At 58.8% G+C, this 19740-nt stretch carries 17 protein-coding genes and 1 tRNA gene; 6 read left to right on the top strand and 12 right to left on the bottom strand.

All coding sequences use genetic code 11. The features are described 5' to 3' along the window. Positions 1-18 precede the first annotated feature (18 nt). Positions 19-1638: a MobA/MobL family protein gene (locus tag IB225_RS10480; protein WP_192311195.1), complete on the bottom strand. Its 1620-nt coding sequence runs from the start codon at positions 1636-1638 to the stop codon at positions 19-21. 288 nt (positions 1639-1926) lie between these two features. Here IB225_RS10480 and IB225_RS10475 point away from each other — a divergent pair, with 288 nt between their 5' ends. Together IB225_RS10475 and IB225_RS10470 are read left to right on the top strand one after the other, a co-directional pair. Then, a complete protein-coding gene (locus IB225_RS10475; protein WP_192311194.1) occupies positions 1927-2211 on the top strand; it encodes a hypothetical protein in 285 nt (94 codons plus the stop codon). Between the two features lie 163 nt (positions 2212-2374). Then, positions 2375-2686 (top strand): hypothetical protein, encoded by a 312-nt coding sequence (locus IB225_RS10470; protein WP_192311193.1) that lies wholly within the window; start codon positions 2375-2377, stop codon positions 2684-2686. Here IB225_RS10470 and IB225_RS10465 read toward each other — a convergent pair. The 3 genes from IB225_RS10465 to IB225_RS10455 form a co-directional block, all read right to left on the bottom strand. Next, on the bottom strand, positions 2683-4053 hold the full coding sequence (locus tag IB225_RS10465) for a site-specific integrase (protein WP_192311192.1): 1371 nt from the start codon (positions 4051-4053) through the stop codon (positions 2683-2685). The two genes, IB225_RS10470 and IB225_RS10465, sit on opposite strands and share 4 nt — an antisense overlap. Before the next feature lie 328 nt (positions 4054-4381). Then, positions 4382-6025: an SEC-C domain-containing protein gene (locus IB225_RS10460; RefSeq protein WP_192311191.1), complete on the bottom strand. Its 1644-nt coding sequence runs from the start codon at positions 6023-6025 to the stop codon at positions 4382-4384. After that, a complete protein-coding gene (locus IB225_RS10455) occupies positions 6012-6422 on the bottom strand; it encodes a helix-turn-helix transcriptional regulator (protein ID WP_192311190.1) in 411 nt (136 codons plus the stop codon). Before IB225_RS10455 ends, IB225_RS10460 begins: the two co-directional genes overlap by 14 nt. Positions 6423-6538: 116 nt before the next feature. Here IB225_RS10455 and IB225_RS10450 point away from each other — a divergent pair, with 116 nt between their 5' ends. Beyond that, positions 6539-6898 (top strand): hypothetical protein, encoded by a 360-nt coding sequence (locus IB225_RS10450; protein WP_192311189.1) that lies wholly within the window; start codon positions 6539-6541, stop codon positions 6896-6898. A gap of 1 nt (position 6899) precedes the next feature. Beyond that, positions 6900-7370, top strand: a complete 471-nt coding sequence (locus tag IB225_RS10445; protein WP_192311188.1) for a hypothetical protein — start codon at positions 6900-6902, stop codon at positions 7368-7370. Positions 7371-7416: 46 nt separating this feature from the next. Here the strand turns inward: IB225_RS10445 and IB225_RS10440 are convergent, their stop codons facing one another. Next, positions 7417-8652, bottom strand: a complete 1236-nt coding sequence (locus tag IB225_RS10440; RefSeq protein WP_192311187.1) for a hypothetical protein — start codon at positions 8650-8652, stop codon at positions 7417-7419. A 175-nt stretch (positions 8653-8827) separates the two neighbouring features. Between IB225_RS10440 and IB225_RS10435 the strand changes: the two genes are divergently transcribed. Beyond that, positions 8828-10681: a DUF4209 domain-containing protein gene (locus IB225_RS10435; protein WP_192311186.1), complete on the top strand. Its 1854-nt coding sequence runs from the start codon at positions 8828-8830 to the stop codon at positions 10679-10681. 183 nt (positions 10682-10864) lie between these two features. On the opposite strand, the gene IB225_RS10430 is transcribed toward IB225_RS10435, so the two are convergent. From IB225_RS10430 to IB225_RS10400, 7 genes are all read right to left on the bottom strand, one after another. Then, the gene (locus IB225_RS10430) at positions 10865-12205 is read right to left on the bottom strand and encodes a DUF6035 family protein (RefSeq protein ID WP_192311185.1); all 1341 of its coding nucleotides are present in this window, start codon (positions 12203-12205) and stop codon (positions 10865-10867) included. A gap of 196 nt (positions 12206-12401) precedes the next feature. Further along, positions 12402-13571 (bottom strand): XRE family transcriptional regulator, encoded by a 1170-nt coding sequence (locus IB225_RS10425; protein ID WP_192311184.1) that lies wholly within the window; start codon positions 13569-13571, stop codon positions 12402-12404. A 10-nt stretch (positions 13572-13581) separates the two neighbouring features. Beyond that, entirely contained in the window at positions 13582-14211 is a 630-nt protein-coding gene (locus IB225_RS10420) for a hypothetical protein (protein WP_192311183.1), read from the bottom strand. A gap of 532 nt (positions 14212-14743) precedes the next feature. Beyond that, positions 14744-15685, bottom strand: coding sequence for a hypothetical protein (locus tag IB225_RS10415; RefSeq protein ID WP_192311182.1), 942 nt, complete (start codon positions 15683-15685; stop codon positions 14744-14746). Between the two features lie 34 nt (positions 15686-15719). Next, the gene (locus IB225_RS10410) at positions 15720-17270 is read right to left on the bottom strand and encodes a site-specific integrase (protein WP_192311181.1); all 1551 of its coding nucleotides are present in this window, start codon (positions 17268-17270) and stop codon (positions 15720-15722) included. A 104-nt stretch (positions 17271-17374) separates the two neighbouring features. After that, positions 17375-17448, bottom strand: a tRNA-Gly gene (locus IB225_RS10405). Between the two features lie 79 nt (positions 17449-17527). Next, the gene (locus IB225_RS10400) at positions 17528-19330 is read right to left on the bottom strand and encodes an autotransporter domain-containing protein (RefSeq protein ID WP_192311866.1); all 1803 of its coding nucleotides are present in this window, start codon (positions 19328-19330) and stop codon (positions 17528-17530) included. Positions 19331-19499: 169 nt separating this feature from the next. On the opposite strand from IB225_RS10400, the gene thiS reads away from it, so the two are divergent. Then, positions 19500-19700 (top strand): sulfur carrier protein ThiS, encoded by a 201-nt coding sequence (thiS, locus tag IB225_RS10395; protein ID WP_192311180.1) that lies wholly within the window; start codon positions 19500-19502, stop codon positions 19698-19700. Positions 19701-19740 lie beyond the last annotated feature (40 nt).

The following is a 19740-nucleotide window of genomic DNA, read 5'->3' as shown; positions in this document are numbered from 1 at the left end:
CTGACCAGGCTTGATCTATTAGTGGCGCATTCCCATCGAGCCAGACATCCCAGATCGCGGGAGCCGCGGCTTCAACTCCCGCCGGTTCGACCCGCTCTTGACGTCTTGGTCCGACCCATCGCCTTCCTCGAAAGGTCCTAGTCCGGCTTTCTCTGGAAGTGCGGGTGCGAAGAGGCTGGTGCGCGGCATAGGAAAGTCGGTCTCAACCATTTTGAGCGCGACTTGCATCTCATTGAAGGCGTCTTCGATCGCGGCTCTGCGCCGCTCCTCCGGCTTACCCGACTTCTGCTCTCGGGCGATGTTGTAGAGCCGCTGGGCGTTGAGGCGTTCAGATGCTCGCGGATGGGGATGCTCTTTCTTAGCCCACATCAGTCGGCCCCACGCCGCCTCCATGTTCTGGCCGACGACGAGGTGATCACGTTCCAACCGCGCATAGTCGACGACCTTTCGACAAAGCCACTCGCTCTTGGCGAAGAAGTCGGGGGCGGCGGCATGAAAGCGTGAGCGGTCGATCTTCACTGCCTCCACGGCTTCACTGAAACCAGGATTGACCTGTCCTCCGGGCGAGGCGGCCTGCACAGACCGGAGCATTTCGCTGGCGGCCTCGCGCTGGGCTTCGAGCCAGTCATTGATCAACTGCGCTTCGCTTCTCAGCACCTCGTCAGCGCCGCCTTCTGCCCGCACCCGGGCGAACTGGCGATCCAGCCTGGCAGCGATGGGGCTCATCTCCCAATGGAACCATGCCTTGAACTGGCGCTGGTCTAACAGATGCTGGGGGCCCGATAACTTGGCCGCCGGCGGCGCGATGACGTTGCGCTCTCGCCGGGCGGCTTCAAGGGTATGACGGTCCGGCGTCTCCATGAGTCTGCCTTCCGCTTGCGCCTGGTTGATCAGCGCCGACACCTCTGCCCGACGCTCATCCTCCGATGCACGCCTGCGCATCAGTGCGTTCTCAATCTTGCCCCGATGCACGGAGGGCATGCGTGTCAATTCCCACGCGCGCGCGATATCCCCTGCTTCCGCAGCCGCCACCGCTTGGGTCGCCAAGCTCCGATGATCGACCCGGGTAGAGATCTTGGCATTAGCCAAGGACGCGTTGACCATGTCAGCCACAAGTGAGCGCAGGGCACGAAGTTCGGTATGCCCACGCCCACTTCTGGCGTCGAGTTCAGCTCCGGCACGCTCGCCCAATCCGATGGGCGTGATTTGCCTGGCGGACATCAAAAGGTGAGTGTGGTGGTTGCGTTGATCACCGTGTCGACTTGGGAGGTGAACCGCGACCAAGACGGCGCAGTGGTAGCGATCGACGAGCGCTTGGCCAAGATCGAGTGCGAGCTTCTCCCGCTGATCAGCGCTGAGTTCGTGCGGCAGACTGACTTCAAGTTCGCGCGCAATCCTGGCGTTGTGGCGAGTCTCCCCTGCCTCGTTCATATCCCAGAACACCTCGGGGTCGAAGCACCAGGCGGGCGCGCCTTGCGGCGCGAGCATGCGATGCATGACGACTCCCTGCCGCTGCGAGTAGCGATGCACGACACGGGAATGCGTGTCGACAAGATCGATGCCTGCGCGATAAGCCGCGGCTGCGATCGAAGACTCGCCTTTGCGACGAGAGAAGTTTTTGACGTGGGCGTGATACATGAGGCTCCTTGATTGGGGTGAACGGATCCAATCAAGCGAGCATGCTCACTCTGTAAAGAGCCGCAGGCCGCACGGCATCCCATGGAATGGGACGCCATAAGTGCGTTCTTGCTTGCCCCTGAATCCTTGGATTAGGGCAACACCTGCCTACTGTCGAGAGGGTTCGGACGAGAACGTAATCTGAGAATCAAAAAGTGTGATGCGTGGCTGCGTTCGTTGCAGTGCGTGACTCATAGCAGATCAACGCCACGCCCGGACTGACCCTCTCAACAAAAAAAGGAAACCACGATGGAACAAAGACTTGTCATCGCCTCACAAATTCTCTCCGGGCTCGTCAGCCTGGACCGCGTGCGCCCGCTCAGGCGGCGGGTAGGTGCGGTCAGGCATGCGTTGCAACTGGCCGACCTCTTGCAACTGATGCACTGCCAGATCCCGCCCCTCGCCTTGTTCGATCCCCTTGTCGAACTTCGGGAGCAATTTGGTGAGAACATCTTTGATGATGAGGACGAAAGCCCCTGTCCGGCATCCGCGCCGCGCAGGCGAGGTAGACCGCCGAAGCGCACCCTTCACTGATCTCACGCTCCTCAGAAAAACGACACGCCGGCTATTGCCGGCGTCGTCATGCCGGGCCCACCACAAGCCGCTGAGGACGTGCCGACAGTCCCAGAACACGTCCCAGCTCGTCAATTGACGCGTCCCCGTTTCCTGCTACGAATCGGCTACCCAGGAGCCGATGATGAGCAAGAAAACAACCAGCAGCCCAGACATAGCTGTCAAACCGAAGGCCAAGCACAAGGCAGCCGCCAAGCGGGCTCGCCCGCGCAGAAAGCTGTCGCCCGAGGACCAAGTCTTTCGGGACAACCCCTATGAGCACGACACGCCAGAGTATCGCCGCTACATAGTCGCAGCGCTGTATAGCCTGATGGAGCAGCAGCATCGCGAGGTTCCCGACTACGCCGCAGAAGTCATGCAGCGCTATGTCGATTTCAAGCTAACAATGGCCGAAGTTGTGAAACGGATCGACTTCGCCGCTGACAACCTGAGCTAGCGATACAGCTTCTTGGTCCGCAGTGCGCGATCGAACTGACCAGACCGGTAGCGCGGGATGGAGACCTCCGGCACGAAGTCCACGAACATCTCGGCCTGCAAGAGCACTTTCTCTTCTTCGGTTTGCTCCTCGTAGACCTCACGCAGCATCCGCGCTCCATAAAGTTCCTTGTGGCCGGTGATCAAGGCACGTGTTTCGACGGGCACCTTCATCTTCTTCAAGCTCGTGGCAATGCCGTGCCGGAAGAGGTGGAACCCGAAGCCCTTGGGCAAGGTGATGTGCTTCCGTAGATAGACACCAAAGTCGTGAGAGAGCTTGGCGCCATAGCCCGATCCATTGAGTTCGTTCGTCCCCCGCTTCTTGCCTCGGCTCAGGTGAGGGAACAATCGAGGATGGCCGAACTTCTTCATGTCCTGAACAAATTCCAGGAACCCCGCGTCAATCAGCCCCTTCGGGATCAGCACATCCCGCGGCTCGCCTTTGAGCGACTGATAGGACTCGTCCGGCTCCCCTAGAACCCACTCATCATCCGTGGTCATGCGGATGCTGATGCACCAATGCCCCGCCACCTTGCGGACGTCCTTGACTTTCAGCTGCCCCACTTCGCTCACGCGCGCGCCCGTGAACAGGCCAATAAGCGTGCCCCACCATCGATCCGGACGTTCTCTCGCCCACTCAGCAAACCTAGCTGGCTCAAATAGCGTGGCCAGCTCCTCAGGGCGGAATGGCCGACGCTTCTTGTTGGATAAAATCTTGACCTTGCGCTTCTTGACCGAACGCATCGGCGAGCGCATATCAGCACTGTCTTCAAGCAACCCAAAGAAGGTCGACAGCCGGGCGTGGGCGAGATTGATTGTGGTATCGGCACGCCTGGGTCGGGGCAGTGTTCTGCCAACGGCGAGGATCTGCTCATCCGTCATGCCCACAAAGCGCTTACGGTTCGCTGAGCGCGGCCAGATATCCATGATCTCGAAGAAGCGATGGATGTGCTCGGCCTTGATCTGGTCTACCGGCAAGTCGTCCTGGCAGGCCAATCGCAACAGCCGGAAATCACGCTCAGCGACTTTCACCGTTCTTGGGTGCAGGCCCTGATGCTGGATGCCTGCGATGTAGCGCCTGACTTCCACCGACAGCTTCTCGGCCTTGGAGCTTGCCAGGAGGGGGCGCGTCCGGAGACCCAGGCGCATGCGGCGTCGGTCTTCTTTCTCAGTGCTGCGGATCAGTTCCTGGAACTGATCGAAGTCCTCTCGCGTTCGAAGATGGACTTCATCCAATTGAAGCGTGTTACCGATGCGCACATTTCGGAGAATGGTGTATCCGCGCGATGCGTCGATTTTATCCGGTGTGATGTTTGAAGATTGAAACATGTTTGACCCCAGTTGAAAGACACGTCTGGGGTAAGGCAAGGCGCGTTTGTGTCAACGCGATTGGCATGACTAAAAAGACCATATGGCCCGCGGCGTTGAACACCTAAAAAGGGCCGGATCAAGCAAGATGATCATGACAATTTTTTGATCTTCAAAGCATTGATTTGCAATCCGTAACTTCACTCTTCGACGTAGTAGTCGAGTGTTAGAACATTATTTATATGGATCGCCATATGGAGTCAATTCCATAAACGTTACTTAAATGCTTATGGAAGAGAGGACTCTGGATTGTGCATCCAATTCGGCCGTCAGAGCGATTTGATCGTTCCTAGCGGGGCTTTTTAGGCGGCGACTTCATGCGCTTGATATGCACCGGCACTTCCTGTGGCCCCGCCCGCTGCATCACAGAATTCACCATGCCTTGCACATAGAGGTCCAGCAGCTCGGGCTGAGTGAGCCCGGCAAAGCGGGGGCCGTGTCCCCCCATGAATTGAAGTAGCTTTTCCTTCGGAGTGCGGGCGTAAGTAGCCTTCAAGCTGTCGTAAAGCTCAATTGGATCATTGAGCGGACCCGGTCGTTGACGGATCTGCCCAAAAAAGGTTTCTGGATAGCGCTTCCAAGCGGCGAGTTCCTCGGGTGAGAGCTTGTTGGTGTAGATCGCCCTCCCACCCTCATCCCTATTGATGACCAATGCGACCTTGCCGTTGTCGTCCATCACACAGGCATCCTCCAAGGTGCCTACCGCGCCATCGTCCATCTGGTAGCGATGCCCGATGAGCAAGCGGTTAGATGGCAGTCCAGGAATTTCTCCTTCGAATGTAGATGGCACGTCGATGTGTTCGTGGATCGACGCCAAGAGCGCTTCGATCTCGGGATTTCGTGCGCGCATCTCAATCTTCTGCGTCAGCGTCAGCAGCTGGCCGGTCCGATAGTCGTCGACCTTGAACCCCTCAACGGTGGCTCCTGCATCGGGAACCTGACTGTCCAAGTGGTGATGGTCGGGGTAATTGGTGATGAACACCACGGCGGGCGGCAATGCGCCTGCGTTGGGTTGGCCCTCGAACTTCCGCAGCGTATTGATGCTGATCGTCCGCCAATCATGTGGCCCGCCCGGAACATAGGGATAGGCCTGTGTGTTCAGATCAACGAAGATCAATCGGTCATGGGGCGTTGCCTTCCTCAGCGCATCGCTCACCAATCCAGCAAACTTCCCAAGGTGTTGGTTGGCCTTCTTTGCAGCATCCTGGTTTCGGATCTTGCACTCGACGCCAAAGGCTTTGCCGGTGCGCGGATAGATGGCGGTGTATTCCACATGCGTGGAGCGGCGATCCGTCTCATCTTCCCATTCGAGCTCGAAGCCGGCCCGCAACAGCATGGCCGCAACACGGATTTCATAACGCACCCCGACGAACTGATCTTGGCTCTTCAAACGACCAATCAGTGATTTCCGCAGTTCGGGGGTGCGCGTTTGATCGTTGTTGTGTTCCAGGGTGTAGAGGTCATACGCCAGCGTCAGAAACGCGCTGATCGCGCCCGTCATCGGCGTCTGCCGCGTCTCGCCAAGTGCGAGGTTGGCGGCTTTGGATACCGCTAGGAGCCTTTCATGCCACTCGATGACAGGATGGCGTTCGTCCTGTTCCAACTGCGATTGGGCTTCGAACCAGTCGCGCCCCAGAACATCGAAGATGTAGGCATAAAGGAAGTCATGGAAGGTAGGCCATGCGCCCTGAAATAGACGATGGCCCACAGCGACGATCCGCTTGTCAGCCGTCTGGGCGGCGATGATGGGACGACCGAGGCCTTGCTGGCGCTGCTGCTGTATCCAATGGATCTGCGCCCTGCGCTGAGCTTCCTCGGCGCCTCGCGAGATCATCTCTTCATAGTCGGCATTGGGGCCGCCGTGGCAGCGCTTGAACTTCTTGCCGCTTCCACACGGGCAGGGTTCGTTCCTGCCGGGCTTAGAACCGCCCATCCTTAGCTTTTTTCTTCGCTTTGGCTTTGGGGGTGGCCTTCCCAAGTCGCTCGTGCACCTCTTCGGCCCGATCGGCACCTAAGGACTGCTCAATCAGCTCCCAAACTTCCTCCTGACGCGCCTTGGACAGCATGGTGAAGCCGGTGATGACCGCGGCGAGGCGATCGTCTCGGGCGACCAGGGCGGGGAACGGGACACGAAGGACTTCGGCCAACTGCTCAGCATGCTCCAAGCTGGTCTTGTTGATGCCCACTTCCCAGCGGTTGACCCGAGCGGAACTGGTGTCTTCCGGAAATCCCATGCTCACCCCTACTCCGGCTTGCGACAAGCCAAGCGCCTTCCTGGCCGCCTTCATACGGGCAGCCAAGACGGCTTGGATGGGGAGCTTTTCGGGCATGAACAGATGGAATCAAGCGAATTCCAAATGATGCCAACCCGCCCCACGGGTGCGATACTACTCCCGAAGTAGTTTTCAGGCCATCCGGCGGTGGGCCGGTCTCAAAAGGGGGTCTTATGAAAGGAAGTGAGCTTCTTCGCTGGGGCCTGCCCCTGGCTGTCTTGGTCGGGTTCTTCAAGCTCAGCGGTGCCGCAGTGTCCTTCGCCTTCGCAGCGATTGTCTTCGCCCTGATCAGCGCCGCGATCGCCTGGCACAAGCGGGATCCGCGCGGCTTCCACATCGGGGTTAGGGCTTGGATCATCATTCTGCTGATCGTGCCTGCTGGGTTGGCGGTCTTGGCCACGGCGATTGGCTTCCCGCCAGCTCTCCTGCTGAGCGTCCCCGCGCTCTCCCTGGCGATCTGGCTTTACCGGCTCAACGCTCGGAAGATCGAAAGGCTCGGCTCGATCGGCGGCTCGGCAAAGGGGAGCTACTGAGATGCGTGCGCTCATCCTTGGTGTTGTGCTGGCCACTCTGGCCCATAGCGCAGTAGCCGGCGAAGCTGTGCAGCTGGAAGGTCGCAAGTTGGCGGGCCAAACGGCCACGGGAACCTGCGGCGGCGCCTCGATCAAAGTGTCGGGGATCGAGGGAGAGTGGATCTCGCCAGGCGGCACAGTTGAGGTCAAAGGAAGGACCGGATTGCTTCATGTCGGATCCGAGTCTTACATGTTCATGGAAGACCGGAACGTCGTCGCTTGCGTTGCATCAAAGGCGGGACCAAAGATTGTTCTGCTCGCCTTCTGCGACGCGCGGCAATGCCCGCCTTCCAACTACTACATCATCGACCCTATCAACGTGCGGATCGAGACGACGACGGAGTATGGGGAATGTCCGCTTTCCTGCGCTGAAAAGGCGCTGGGAGCTCGCTTGCCGGATCTTCTCCGCGATGGGATGTCTAGCTCGGAATGACCTCACTAGCAACCTGATGCAAATGGCCTCGCGCGCACCGGACAGCTTATTTCGGATAGACGGTCTTGTAGCCGCCGACGTAGCTCTCATACGGCCCGGTATACCCGATCTCGTGGAACACGATCTGCGAGACGAGTTCACGAACAAGCAGTATCTTTGGCCAGAGATCTTCCTTCTTTGAGCCTTCGCTTGGGTGAGCAATTGCGTTGCGATACTTAGTTGCCGCAACGATTGCCTCATCCGTGAAGATGGCCTTAGATAGATCATAGTGGTCTCGAAGCGCTTGCACCTTCTGAGCCAAGGTCCTTCCGTTCAACTGTTTGATCTTCGCCGTAAAGATATCGCCGTGGCTTTCGTCTACAAAATCCACATCCGACAGCGCCGCCAGGAGCTTGTCTCGCACACTCACGTAATCGCTCTTTGGCATAATCGTCGTCATGGCCTTGGGTATGACGTGTTCAACAATGGCATCCAAAGCCGTCATCGACATCAGTAATCGAACTTCATCGAACGAGGTCTCGGTGTTCATCATTCCGATGGCCGTCCAAAGCATGGGATGAAACGGCTTTGGATCCGCAAACCGCTTGGTCAGCGCCTCGATAAAGGGGCCTTGATTGAGGGGATGGATGGGCGCGAAGCCCGATCGCGACCCTACGCCATCGTAGTAGGTTGCCTCCCACCGGTCGTCCATGTAGACCTCTAACCCTGGCGCTTGGAGCCGTCCTCCGCGGGCGAATGCGAGTCCTCGGTGCATGAAGGTGAGCAAGGCGTCTGCCTTCTGCGTCCACCCGTCCAAGTCGGTTTCGTCTTGGGCGCGCACCGCGACGAACCCATTCATATCATCGGCGTCCGCAATCTTTGAAGATCCACACACTTCAACCAGCCCAAGTGCTGTCTTGACCGGCGCGTTGAACGATGACTTGAAACCGCGAAGCCACAGGCGCGTCAACGGCGTGGCTGTGGTGCCGTCCAAAACACCCGCGACCTTCGCCTCTCGGGTGGACACCCCTATCAAGCTGTTCGGCATGCCAATTTGCACACGATTGACGTTGACGGTGTTCGATAGAAACGTCTCCCCACTCTCATTGCTGCCCGAGAGAGTTAACTCTTGCACGCGCATTCCAGGCTGGCCGTCGTGGAGCGCTAGGGCGGCCTGAGTTGGGATCGGCTCAATCTCAACCTGGATGCGCCCATCATCTCCCGCCTTGACCTCGAACTCCGCCGGATAAGTATCGTCGGCGAGCTGAATAATTCCGGTGAACTTCTTTTTTTCCAGCTTCATTTCCCCCTCCTATATGACGCTTGATCTTTGGAGCCTCGTCTCTCGGTCGGCTGATCGAAGTTTGCCCCATTGTTGTTTCTCCGCCGCGGAATTCGGCACACAATCTTGTGCGCCCACCGGGCTGTGACTGCCAGGGCGTGAACTGGCTGGATACTAATGATCCCTGGGAGAACCTATGCCTGTCCTGCAAGAGCCTCTTGACGATGCAAGCTACGCGGCACTCGATTGGGTCTCCCTGGTCGGCGAGGAAGGAGATGGCTCCGCCCCTTGGGGGCTGGCCAGCAAGTTCTTCCAGCAGGCGAGACGATTAGAGGGCGAGGGACTGCCCCTTCAATCCCAAGCCATGCAAGTTCTGGGCGGTGCGATCTCCATGCATCTGCGGCACCCGTCCCATGCACCCTTTGGACCCGTTTTCCAGTCCAGAGAAGGCCGAAGCATGTCCATGGAAGATCTTGGTGAACACGACGTGGCACTCCTCGCGCGGGCCGCCCAGGACGCGCCCTCTCCATGGCTGCGGGCTAGGTTCTCCGATCTCGCGGTTACGGCTGATGGAAGCACGCCGCCCGACTGGCGCCTGGGACGGCTGGCCGTGGACGCCTACCTTGAATATATCGCTTCGGTGTTCGGGACCGAACACGCGATCGGCGGTCTCGATGAACTCCAACGTAGCTTGGTGCTGCTGTGGGTCTACGCCAAGAAAGACCATGCGCTATGGGATCGATACTGGGCTGTCATCCTCGATGAGATACCACATTCCATCGAAAAGAACTGGCCTGGTTTGGTTTTCCGCCTCTGCGACGAGGCAATCAGTCGCAACCGCCATGCATGCGAGGCCATCCTGCCCCAAATTGAAGCCAAGGCGCTCGCCTTGGAGGCTGAGTCCCCTCAGGAGGCGGCGCGTTGGCATGCGCAAGCACATCGTCTCAATCAACGCCTAGGGAAGCGGCAAGAAGCGACCGCTTCAATCATGGCCCAAGGAGAAGCCATGGCCCGTGCCGCAGAGCTTGCCGCTGAGCATCAGCCGATGCTTGGCCCCATGCATATGACAGAGGCGATCAGCCTTCTTCGAAAAGCCAAGGCGAATCCATCACGCATCCAGGAGCTGCGAGACCGCCTAGCGACCTACGAACGCGCTTCTTTGGATCACTATGGCCAAATCTCCGCAAAGACCGATGTAAGCGACTGGGTGAAGTGGATCGACGAGCAACTTTCGGCCCCCGACTTCTTCTCTGCATTGCTCCGAATGGCTTATCGGGCAGGACAATGGCTGAATGTCGAAGAGATCGAAGAACGCGTGCGGCTAAACTTCGCGAAGCATCCGCTGTCTAGCCTTTTCACAGCAACACACGTCAACTCCGAAGGGATGGTTGTTTCCCAACGACCACCACTTGATCTCAATGATCCCACCTCGGTGCGCTTATATGCCATCAGTGATGCTAGCCAGACCGATATTCCGATGCGATCGTCGATCATGGTTTCGCGTGCTGCGGATACTCTCTACACCACTTATCAGCCTTCGTTTCATGCAATCAAAGAGATCGTGGAAGCATCACCCATCACACCCGTCGGACAAACGGAAACCTTAGCTCGTGGTCTATTCTCTGGTTTCATTGATGATTGGCTGGCCGCATCCGTCTATCTGATTCCTGCGATAGAACCTTTTGTGAGAGCGCAGCTAAAACGGTCTGGAACACACACCACAGGCATGAATGAAGACGGCACACAGCACGAGAAGACATTAGGCGAGCTACTCGACATGCCAGAAGCAGAGCGCTTCTTCGGTAAGAATCTTGTCTTTGAATTACAAGTTCTTCTGACTGAACCCGAAGGCTTCAATCTACGCAATTCTTACTGCCATGGACTGATGTCAGACCGAGAATTGCAGAACGCTGGGATCATGTCGCTATGGTGGACGCTCTGGCGGATGGTCTTGTTCCCTTGGCACGACCACCCCTCGGTTTTGGTCGCACCCAACAGCACACAAGTTGCGCCAGACGGGACGGGCGCCAGTGCAGCAGGGATAAAATGACGAATTGGTATCTCCATTCCTCCTTGCACTTCGCCGTGGGCAGCAATAGCGCGGTGCGAGCGGCGACGTTACGGGGAGGACGATGGCTCGGCGGCCTTGGACGCTGACCACCAAGTGATCCGAATGTCGGATGTTCGCCAGCACCAGCGGACGTGGCCCGGATGCCACCTCAAAGCAAGCCCATCAGAAGGGTGGCGGATCGTCTTCGGTAAACTGTTCGAGCTCAGGAATGAGCTCGGCAAGCTCGGGGAATGCCAGACGAAGTGCGCTATCGAAACGGTGCTCTTCCTGGTAGTCAGAGCTTTCAGATGCTACCCCTTCGGCCCACTTCGCCATCTTCTCAGCCCAACGACCTTTGGTGTCCTGCTGCTCGATACCAGCCAAGCGACCATAGTGTTGAAGAGCGTCAACAAACAACCAAAGACTCGGCTTTTCTGCGTCTGGGACATGGTGTGCTGCTGGCCAAAACTGCTGGTATTTCCAGCCCACCGACTTGCCTAGCTTGGCCAAGAAAATTGACCTGATTATGCCGACAAACTTGAAGTCATGGCGGGAAGGAAGAAGGGCGCCCTCCCTGTTAAACCTCTGGCGCAAGTCTTCCCATTGGCGATCGACCGTGTCTACATCGGGACGCACCCGACCCTCGAATGCCTCATAGGTGAGCCAGAAGTCCTCAAATCGCTTCCACAGCGGTGGCCCATCAATCTCTTCTTGCAGCTGCCCTTCCAGTGCTTCGGTATCGACATAGAACGCCCGCTGTCGCTCTTGATCGATAGTCAGCTCATCGAAGCGGACGAGCTGCTTCTGCCGAGTCCAGATGATGCTGTCTTTATGGCGCGTCGGCTGTGCCCAATGACATTCCATGACCAAGGTTCCGGCGTCCTGCGAAGCCAGCCACGTCGCCTCGTTGACCACGAAAGCATTGCGATTGTTGTTAACGAAGATCACTTCCATCATCAATCGCGCATGGTCGAGATCGAACTCGCCAAACACCCAAGTAAGCAGCGCGCCTTCCGATTTGTAGAAGACCTCCCGCTCAGCCATGACACGGCCGAAGGTCGTTGACAACTGGACCTCAAACGCTACATCGAGTTGCTCGCGGAAGGTCGAACGGACGTCCGGGCGCCGGAACTCCTTGCCATCACGACCCTTCCAGGTGCCCTCAATTGTGGGTTCGGAAAACTGGTGATCCAGTCTCAGGCTATCGGCGACCAAGTTCTTGATGCGGATGTGCCGTTTGCTCTCGCGCTGGCCGTGATAGCGCAGAGCATTGATCTGGGTCTCATTCAGCCGTTGTCGTGTGACCGCAGGGCAGCTGCCGTCTTCATGGAAGTGCTTGAAGTAGAAGTGCTGGCGATCAGGAGCTGAGCACAGGTAGACCGCCACACCACATAGAGCACAAAGCAGCTGCCCTTCTCCCGTCTTTCGGGACAGGTGCAATGCCTTGTAAAGCACCATGACTTGGTCCCGATCGGTTCCCACCACCTGGTGGGCATCCACCGGCTTCCCGGTCTCATCGTCCAAGAGTCGGGTTATTTCGGGTGATGGAACTAGGAGAGAGGCCATTGCACAAGGATGGCAAAGGTCAGTCGCAGAGCGTAAGACAAGCTGTGCTATGGCTTGGCCTCACGCTCACGATAAGTCTCGGAAATAAAGTCGATGAAGGCAACCGCTACTAATAAGTGCAAGTGTCTAATGGGAAGGCCGAATTTGGCTACTTTTAGCCCTTTACCAGGCGCAGGTTTGCCCGGCTGGCCTTTGGAACAGCATCAGCGCTGCGACCACCTTTGAGTGCATTGAGCATCAGCCCAAAGGTCAATTCGTTGATTTCTTCTGGCGGGATGGCCAGCTGCCTTGCTACGTCTGCCTTCCCTAGACCTTCATCCCGAAGTGCTGTGAACACCTTTTCCAAAACGAGGGACTTCTCATGATTGATGCTCTCGGGCTCCTTTCCTCGATAACCAGCTTGTGCGATCTGGATGCAAAGCGTTCGATAGGTCCAGTCGCTCGTAAGGCCTAGTGCATGCAGTCGATAGTTCAATGCAGCGACCGATACCAGCCAGTGTTTTTTATGCCGAATAAGACTTGGCACAGTGGCTGACCTCGGAGCAAGAGCCAGCACGCTTGCCTTTGGCATCAGGAAGGCAGAGGCGAACGCATTGGCCTCCCTTTCAAGGTCAGGGCCTTGCGGCTGCGCATGCTGGTGCATCACAAGATGGCCCAATTCATGGGCCGCATCAAAGCGACAGTGTTCGGCGGACTTGAAGGTGTTCAGAAATACAAACGGACGACCACCCTTCCACATGGAAAAGGCATCTACTTCTTTGGCGTCGATAGCCAGGGAATAAACACGCACACCCTTGGATTCGAGCAATGCGATCATGTTTTTGACGGGCTGCTCACCAATACCCCAATGGGCGCGCAGCATTCCGGCTGCGGCCTCAGGGTCCTGGGCGGATGCACGCGTTGGATAAGGTTCGGATTCCTTCGATATCCGATCACCCCTCATACCATGGGACGATCCCCCTTCCCTGCCCAGATCGGGAACATCTGGATCAGGCAGTTGGAAGCGAGACTCAATCCAGTCGTTTAGCAACAGGGCAACCGCACCCGCCCCCAACGCGGAGTCGCGTTGAGGCGCAGACATTTTTGAGAGAGAACGGAAGCTGGCGACGTCGGGCGTGGGAACTTCAGGATCATCACCAAAGAAGAACGCTTCGGGGAACCGAAGCGCTTCTGATAGCTTGCTGAGGGTTGTGCTTTCTGGCTCTTGGGAGCCGGCTTCGTAATTCGAAACCGACTTTTCCGTCAGACCAATCTTTTCAGCTAGCTCACGTTTCTTCATCCCTCGGCGCTTTCGCGCCAGGGTCAATCGCAACGGGTTGAACATAACAACCTCGTTATGCTTTGCGCTGGATGTCGAAGTCGATGTCCGGTCCGCTGGGCGGATAGATCTCAATCAGCTGATCGTCAAACGGTATGGCGGCCAAGATGATGCGCTCGGCCCACTGGTTGATCTTGCCGTCGTTGCCGATACTCAACGGGCGCGACAACTCCACACGGATTTCGCCACGTGCAATGTCTGTGTGGTGCATGAGCACCCAGGTCTGCTTGCCTTCGTCTTCGTCAGTCGTCGCAGGAGGCATCTGTTCAAACAGCTCGAACTGCCGGTTGGCCTCGATCGCATCCACGGTGTTTCGCCCCTTACGGGAGCGATTGGTGGGATGGGCATCCGGATTACCAGTCGCTTCGTCGCCCGATGCAACCGTGATCGCCAATTTCAAGTCTTCATTGACGGTCAGCGCATAGCTGCCGATATCCTCACGCACCCAATCCAACGGCCGGAGTTGGTCCCGCAACGCCGCGACAATTTCCCCCCACATGTTCAAGCCGTGGTAGATGATGGGGTGGTTGGCGGTCAGGCGGGTTCGCTGCAAATGACCCTGATTGACGGCCTCCCGCAGGGCAGCCTCATTCAGACCCATCGCCTCCAAACGGTTGGCGACGTCGACGGGATTGGTGGCGGTCATTGGAACTCCAAGGCAGGGCCGGGCTTCCGGTAATCCTCCCTCATTTGAGGAAGAAAAACAAGAAGTCCAAGTGGACCACTGCCAGGGCGGCGAACAGCCGATCTCAAAGCTTCCAGAGACCCCCGTCGCGTGGCTCAGCTGACCGATCCTGCTATGCCGAAGGCCAACAACGCCGCTACTCGTTCAGAAAAGGCTGCGCCCCTTGGCCGTAGCCAAAGAGTGGCTGGCCAAGGACGAAGGTTCTGCAAACTTGGATGTCATTGGTCAGGTTAGGGCATCCGTCGCCAGGCAGATGCGCGTGCTGCCATAGAGAAGAAGACTTCGGTTGGCACAACAGCGCCTTGACAGCTCCCCCGCTCCCCTTAGGTTCGAAGGCAGACCGGGAGAGGCTTGATGCGCCGAACAAAAACCATGATCGAACACGACATCTGGGTCGCTGCATTTACTAGGGCGCTTGTCCGGAAAAATCCAAATCGTGCAAGAGAAATCGCCAGCGATGCCGTGAATATCTATCGAAATTGGAGACTCTCAATCAGCCCCCAAGGCGATAACGCCTTGCGCGATGAGAGGGCCCAAATCGAAGCAGACTTCCAGGAATGGGTTGAGAAAGACCTGGCTTCTCGTGAGAGCGCTTGACCGTCCGGCCCGCAAGGCTTGATTGAGGCTCTGTGTTCAGATCGCGCAGCGCAGCTAGGATGTGAGAGACGCGCGAGATTTTCCGATAAAACGTTCCATCTCTCGAGCAAATGATGCCGTCAATCGGGAGATCCTTATCATCGTTCTTTTCAATCAGCCAGCTGACGTATAGGTCCATTGCCCCCACATCGAGGCCTAGCTCACCAAGGTTTGCGATTTTTCCTTTTCTATCAAATTTTGCTGCGCAAGCTTCGCCAGTAAACAGGCGATCCAGGGATGGCGCGGCTATCTCACGAAATTCGCTATTGTCTTCATCTACCACTACTTCTCCGAGCTTGTATTGCTTGACTATTGCCTTCGCGAGCTCTGGGCACATCTCCTCCATGGTCATCGCCTCCGCACTCGCAACAAGATAGGGCTCGAACAGCAGGCCTCCGGTCTTCAAATTCAATCCACGTTGACCAGGATCATTTCGCCAGTAGACGAAGTGATGACCGCGATGAGATCGATCCAGTTGCGTCAACACTGCTTGCCGTTCTTTAAGTCGGAGAGTGGAGAATTCTTCGATTGAGCGTGCAAGCGACTTGAATGCCAGCTTCGGCCCATCCTTACTCCACTCCACAGATCGATCACCCGCAGTTGCTTTCAGCTCGAACAAGAAGACACGATCGTTCGCATGCACAAACGAGTCACCCAGCGCTTTCTCTGCGAGTCCATCGATCGTCAGCTGAGTCTCGGGCCCATAGGCACCACCATAAAGCCACTGCAAGTCGCGCACCGCCGTGGATATGCCGCTCTCCCAGAGTCCCGCCATTTTTCTTCTGGCTTCATCAGTCAATTGAAACGCTCCTCGCCCTGCCGCAAACTTATTTTCAGGGGTGAAAATCCTGCTTACCGATCGAACCTGGTGCGAACATTCGCTGATCATTGCCCAACAACATAATGCTAGGTCCTTCGAATTTTCTTAATGCTTCAACACGCTCAGGTAGGGTCTTGACATCAGCGATATGGATGTAGTGTTTTTCGAGCGTGGGAACCTCTTGCCTGCGCGCATGCCCAGTAATCTGTGCGATCGTCGTCGTCGGCACCATTGCTTCGGCAAGCTTCGTTGACAAGGTATGGCGAAAAGCGTGGAACGCTGTGCCCTTTTCGATCTCGAACTTTTTGAGATACGCCGCGAATTGCCGGCTGAGTTGCCGTCCATACCCAAGTCCGTTGGGTTCACCATCTTTGCCCGTGCCCGCAGGCAGGTGCGGGAAGAGTCTTGGGTGCCCCGTGGCCTTCATGTCCTCGACGAATTGAAGAAAGCCCGCGTCGAGCACAGGTTTTGCCAGAGGGACGAACCTGATGGAGGACTTGGTCTTGATCTTCTGCGCGCGATGCTGCTTCCAGAAAAACAGTCCCCAGACGCCATCGATTTGCTTGACGTCGTCAATATAGAGCTGCGCTACCTCGTTGACCCTGGCACCGGTGTAAAGGCCGAGGATCGGCCCCCAAAACCGATGTGGATACTTTGACGCCCATGGCACGAAGTGCTCGGGATCGAAGATCTGGGCCAGCTCTGCATCAGTGAAAGGCCGGCCCGTGTTCGGATCGGTCGAGCGGTCGGGATCAGCCTGCCTGCCCAGATGCGGCGCCTTAATCAGGATGTCGTCCTTCACCAGGGAATTAAAGAATAGTCCCAGGCGCTGACTGTGCTTGACGTATGTGTAGCCGCCAGGGGGCTTAACGCCCTCGGCTTGTCCCTTGGCAATGATCTCCTGCACCGACAGACCCCGGTATTGCGGTTTGACGGTGGCATTGGCGGGCCACCAGCGAACTCCCTCCCAGAATGCTGCGATCTCATCGCGCTTGATCGAGCCGACCGGCAGGTCCCCCACAATTCCAATCAGAAGGCGCAGGCTGTGCTTGCTTTCGGTGATGGTGTCCTTGGCAATCCTGCGTCGTTTGAGCGCCTTGAGATGACGCTCGATCTCGACCGAGAGCAGTGGCGTTGTGGCTGCGGGCGAAGGAGACGTGCTGGTCGCCGCCCAAGCTTTGGCCACCATCTGATCGGCCGCTTTCATGGCCTCGATGAAGTCGAGGGTGTCCTCTCGGCCGGTCGTCTGCACATTGCCGAAGTCGACACCGCCCACCCGGACGTTGGACGCCGTCCAAGGCCGATCCTCGCCTGACTCCGCGGCCCGTTGGGCGCTTTCTAGGAGCTTTTTGACATCGACCATCCCCACCCCCGTTCGCATCCGAGCGAACGCCTCAGAGAGTGCCACACCCAGCGTCGCTGCGACGAACCGTGCGCGGTCGCCGCGGGCCGATCTGAGTGTCCGAATAAGGAAACGAGAGCCAACGACATCTCGCAGATCCAGCGGCACCAGGAAGCGGACATACAGGCCACTTCGGCGCGCCAGGAAATAGGGCTTGGGCATGAAAACGATACCTCAAACGATACCTTGGGAGGCTCGTTCGAGGGATCGTTTCGCCAGCTAAAACACGTTCGCGTTCAACAACTTGCGTGTGTTTTTGCCAAATCTGGAGCGGGTGATGGGAATCGAACCCACGCTAGCAGCTTGGGAAGCTGCAGTTCTACCATTGAACTACACCCGCACGATGGCGCGAGTCTATGCCGCGGCGTGCGGCAAGGCAATGCGGCGCCCGCACGTGGCGCCGCATTGCCCGGCGTGCATCAGAAGCCGCCGCTCAGGGTCATGAAGGCGGTGGTGTTGGTACCGCCGCCCTGGTTGACCGTGGTGTTGACGCCGAGGTTGGCATCGAACCCGAACAGCTTGGTGCGCGCACCCAGCAGCAGCGTGCCGTAGCTGTCGTCGGTATCCAGCCCCGGCACCGCGTAGGGCGCTGTGCCCGGCATCGACAACGACTGGGCGAACACTTCGGCCGCCGGATCCTCGAACTCGCGGTCCACGGTCAGGCGGGCGTACGGCGCCAGGTGATCGTTGATCGCGTAGCTGACCTGCCAGCCGGCGCTGCCGATCAGCGAGTCGAAGTCCTGGTCTGCGTAGGCCAGGGCGGTCGAGTTGACGTTGCTCTCGCTGTAGCCGTCCATCTCGATGGTCTGGGACAACACGCTCACCACCGGACCATGTCGGAAGGCGCCTTCGCCGAACTCATAGCCCGCGCTCGCGCCCACGGTCAGGTTGGTGCCGTCCGGCGAGCCGCTGTGGCGACGCGTCGCATTGCCGAGTTGCACCTCGCGATCGATGTCGTAGGAGATCCAGCTGTAGCTGACCTGCGCGTTCGCCCACAGGTGATCGCCATACCAGCCGGCGAAGCCGCCCAGGGTGGCATCGGATTCGTCGAAGCTGCCGCGGCGCAGGCCGAAGTCGTACTTCGCGCGCCCGTAGCCGGCAAAAACACCGTAGACCCAGGAGCCGCGCGACCAGTCCACGCCGAACGTGCCCATGGGACCGGCGCCGTCGTAGAGATCGCCATCGTCATAGCGCAGGAAGTCGCCGCGCACGTCGCCCCACCAGCGCATGCCATCGGCGTCCGGCTTGCCCGCCACGTGCGAGGCCACGCGGTCAGCGCGCGCGCGACCGTGCACCGACGCCGTGTACGGCAGCAGCGCGATCTGGCGCGGCCCTTCGAGTACCGACAGCGCGTATTGCGACAGGATGCCGTGGGCCTTCGACGACGGGTGCACGCCATCTGCGAAGGCATACACATCGGCCGCATTCGGCGATGCGTAGTTGAGCGGGCTGCAGGTGACCGAGGACGCGGTGATCTGCGGATTGCAGGCGGTACCGGTGACATTGCCGAACCCGTACTCGGCCGGGCTGGCGACGATCTCGCGCAGCAGCGTGAAGGTATCCAGCGGGATCACCCGCAGGCCGGCGGTGTTGAGCGCCCCGAACAGGGCGCCGTTGTAGGTCGAGGACAGCTGCGTGCCGGCCGCGGATGCGGCCGCACCCTGCGCGCGGAAGGCGGGGGTCACGCCCAGGTCCGGCACCGTGGGCACCAGGATGTAGCGCGCACCGGCGTTCTGCAGCGTGCCGATGATCCCGACCTGCGCGGTGACGGCGGCACCGATGGTGGTGGTCGGGTCGGCGCCGGCGTTGGTGATGGCGAACAGGTCGTTCGCGCCACCCCAGACGGTGTACAGCGCACGGGAATCGGCACGCCCGCCGTTCGCGGACAGATAGCTGGTCAGCTGCGCCGTCATCGACGGGATGGGACCCAGCGCGCCCGAGGTGCTGGTGCCCACGCGTGCACCGCCGACCGCGAAGTTGGTGCCGCCCTGGTTGGCGCTGGTGGCGCCCGTGCCGTAGTACTCGGCCAGGTATTCGGACCAGACCAGGCCCGGGTTGGTGGTGAAGCGGCCAAGGATGCCGGCGGAGGGTCCCACCGCCTGCACCAAGGCCGGGCGGAAATGGCCGGAATCGGTGAGGCTGTCGCCGAAGAAGACGGTCTGGGAATACGGGTTGTCGGCTGCCAGGACGGGCGCGGCCGCCAGCGCCAGCGAAACGGCCAGCAGCGAGCGGACGGGCGAGAAGGAACGCTTCATGGGATCTCCGGGGCAAAGGAAGGTGGGCTGCGCGCCGGATCTGCCGTACGGCTGCGCATGGCGCGCATCGTTCCACCAAGCCCGCCAGCGCACACGCTGCAATGCGGCAAGTCGTGCCATGGGCGACAATGGCCCCATGGATATCCAGTTGAACGGGCAGCCGCAGGCGCTGCCGGACCAGAGCACACTCGCCGCCCTGCTCCAGTTGCAGGGTCTGGCCGAGCGCCGCGTGGCCGTCGAGGTCAACGGCGAGATCATTCCGCGCGGGCAGCACGCGCTGCACGTGCTGCAGACCGGCGATCGCGTCGAGATCGTCCACGCGCTCGGCGGCGGCTGAGCACCAGCCCGTATCTTTCCTGGCGGGACGCATCGGCGCG

Source organism: Pseudoxanthomonas sp. PXM02, from assembly GCF_014851805.1.
Taxonomy (GTDB): Bacteria; Pseudomonadota; Gammaproteobacteria; order Xanthomonadales; family Xanthomonadaceae; genus Pseudoxanthomonas_A.
Note: the sequence above shows the minus strand (reverse complement) of the source record. Positions and strands in the feature narration are given on the sequence as shown.

What these genes read in the sequence shown, in the direction of transcription:
- IB225_RS10480 (WP_192311195.1), bottom strand. Translation starts at nt 1,638, where the DNA reads ATGTATCACGCCCACGTCAAAAACTTCTCTCGTCGCAAAGGCGAGTCT.
- IB225_RS10475 (WP_192311194.1), top strand. Translation starts at nt 1,927, where the DNA reads ATGGAACAAAGACTTGTCATCGCCTCACAAATTCTCTCCGGGCTCGTC.
- IB225_RS10470 (WP_192311193.1), top strand. Translation starts at nt 2,375, where the DNA reads ATGAGCAAGAAAACAACCAGCAGCCCAGACATAGCTGTCAAACCGAAG.
- IB225_RS10465 (WP_192311192.1), bottom strand. Translation starts at nt 4,053, where the DNA reads ATGTTTCAATCTTCAAACATCACACCGGATAAAATCGACGCATCGCGC.
- IB225_RS10460 (WP_192311191.1), bottom strand. Translation starts at nt 6,025, where the DNA reads ATGGGCGGTTCTAAGCCCGGCAGGAACGAACCCTGCCCGTGTGGAAGC.
- IB225_RS10455 (WP_192311190.1), bottom strand. Translation starts at nt 6,422, where the DNA reads ATGCCCGAAAAGCTCCCCATCCAAGCCGTCTTGGCTGCCCGTATGAAG.
- IB225_RS10450 (WP_192311189.1), top strand. Translation starts at nt 6,539, where the DNA reads ATGAAAGGAAGTGAGCTTCTTCGCTGGGGCCTGCCCCTGGCTGTCTTG.
- IB225_RS10445 (WP_192311188.1), top strand. Translation starts at nt 6,900, where the DNA reads ATGCGTGCGCTCATCCTTGGTGTTGTGCTGGCCACTCTGGCCCATAGC.
- IB225_RS10440 (WP_192311187.1), bottom strand. Translation starts at nt 8,652, where the DNA reads ATGAAGCTGGAAAAAAAGAAGTTCACCGGAATTATTCAGCTCGCCGAC.
- IB225_RS10435 (WP_192311186.1), top strand. Translation starts at nt 8,828, where the DNA reads ATGCCTGTCCTGCAAGAGCCTCTTGACGATGCAAGCTACGCGGCACTC.
- IB225_RS10425 (WP_192311184.1), bottom strand. Translation starts at nt 13,571, where the DNA reads ATGTTCAACCCGTTGCGATTGACCCTGGCGCGAAAGCGCCGAGGGATG.
- IB225_RS10420 (WP_192311183.1), bottom strand. Translation starts at nt 14,211, where the DNA reads ATGACCGCCACCAATCCCGTCGACGTCGCCAACCGTTTGGAGGCGATG.
- IB225_RS10410 (WP_192311181.1), bottom strand. Translation starts at nt 17,270, where the DNA reads ATGCCCAAGCCCTATTTCCTGGCGCGCCGAAGTGGCCTGTATGTCCGC.
- thiS (WP_192311180.1), top strand. Translation starts at nt 19,500, where the DNA reads ATGGATATCCAGTTGAACGGGCAGCCGCAGGCGCTGCCGGACCAGAGC.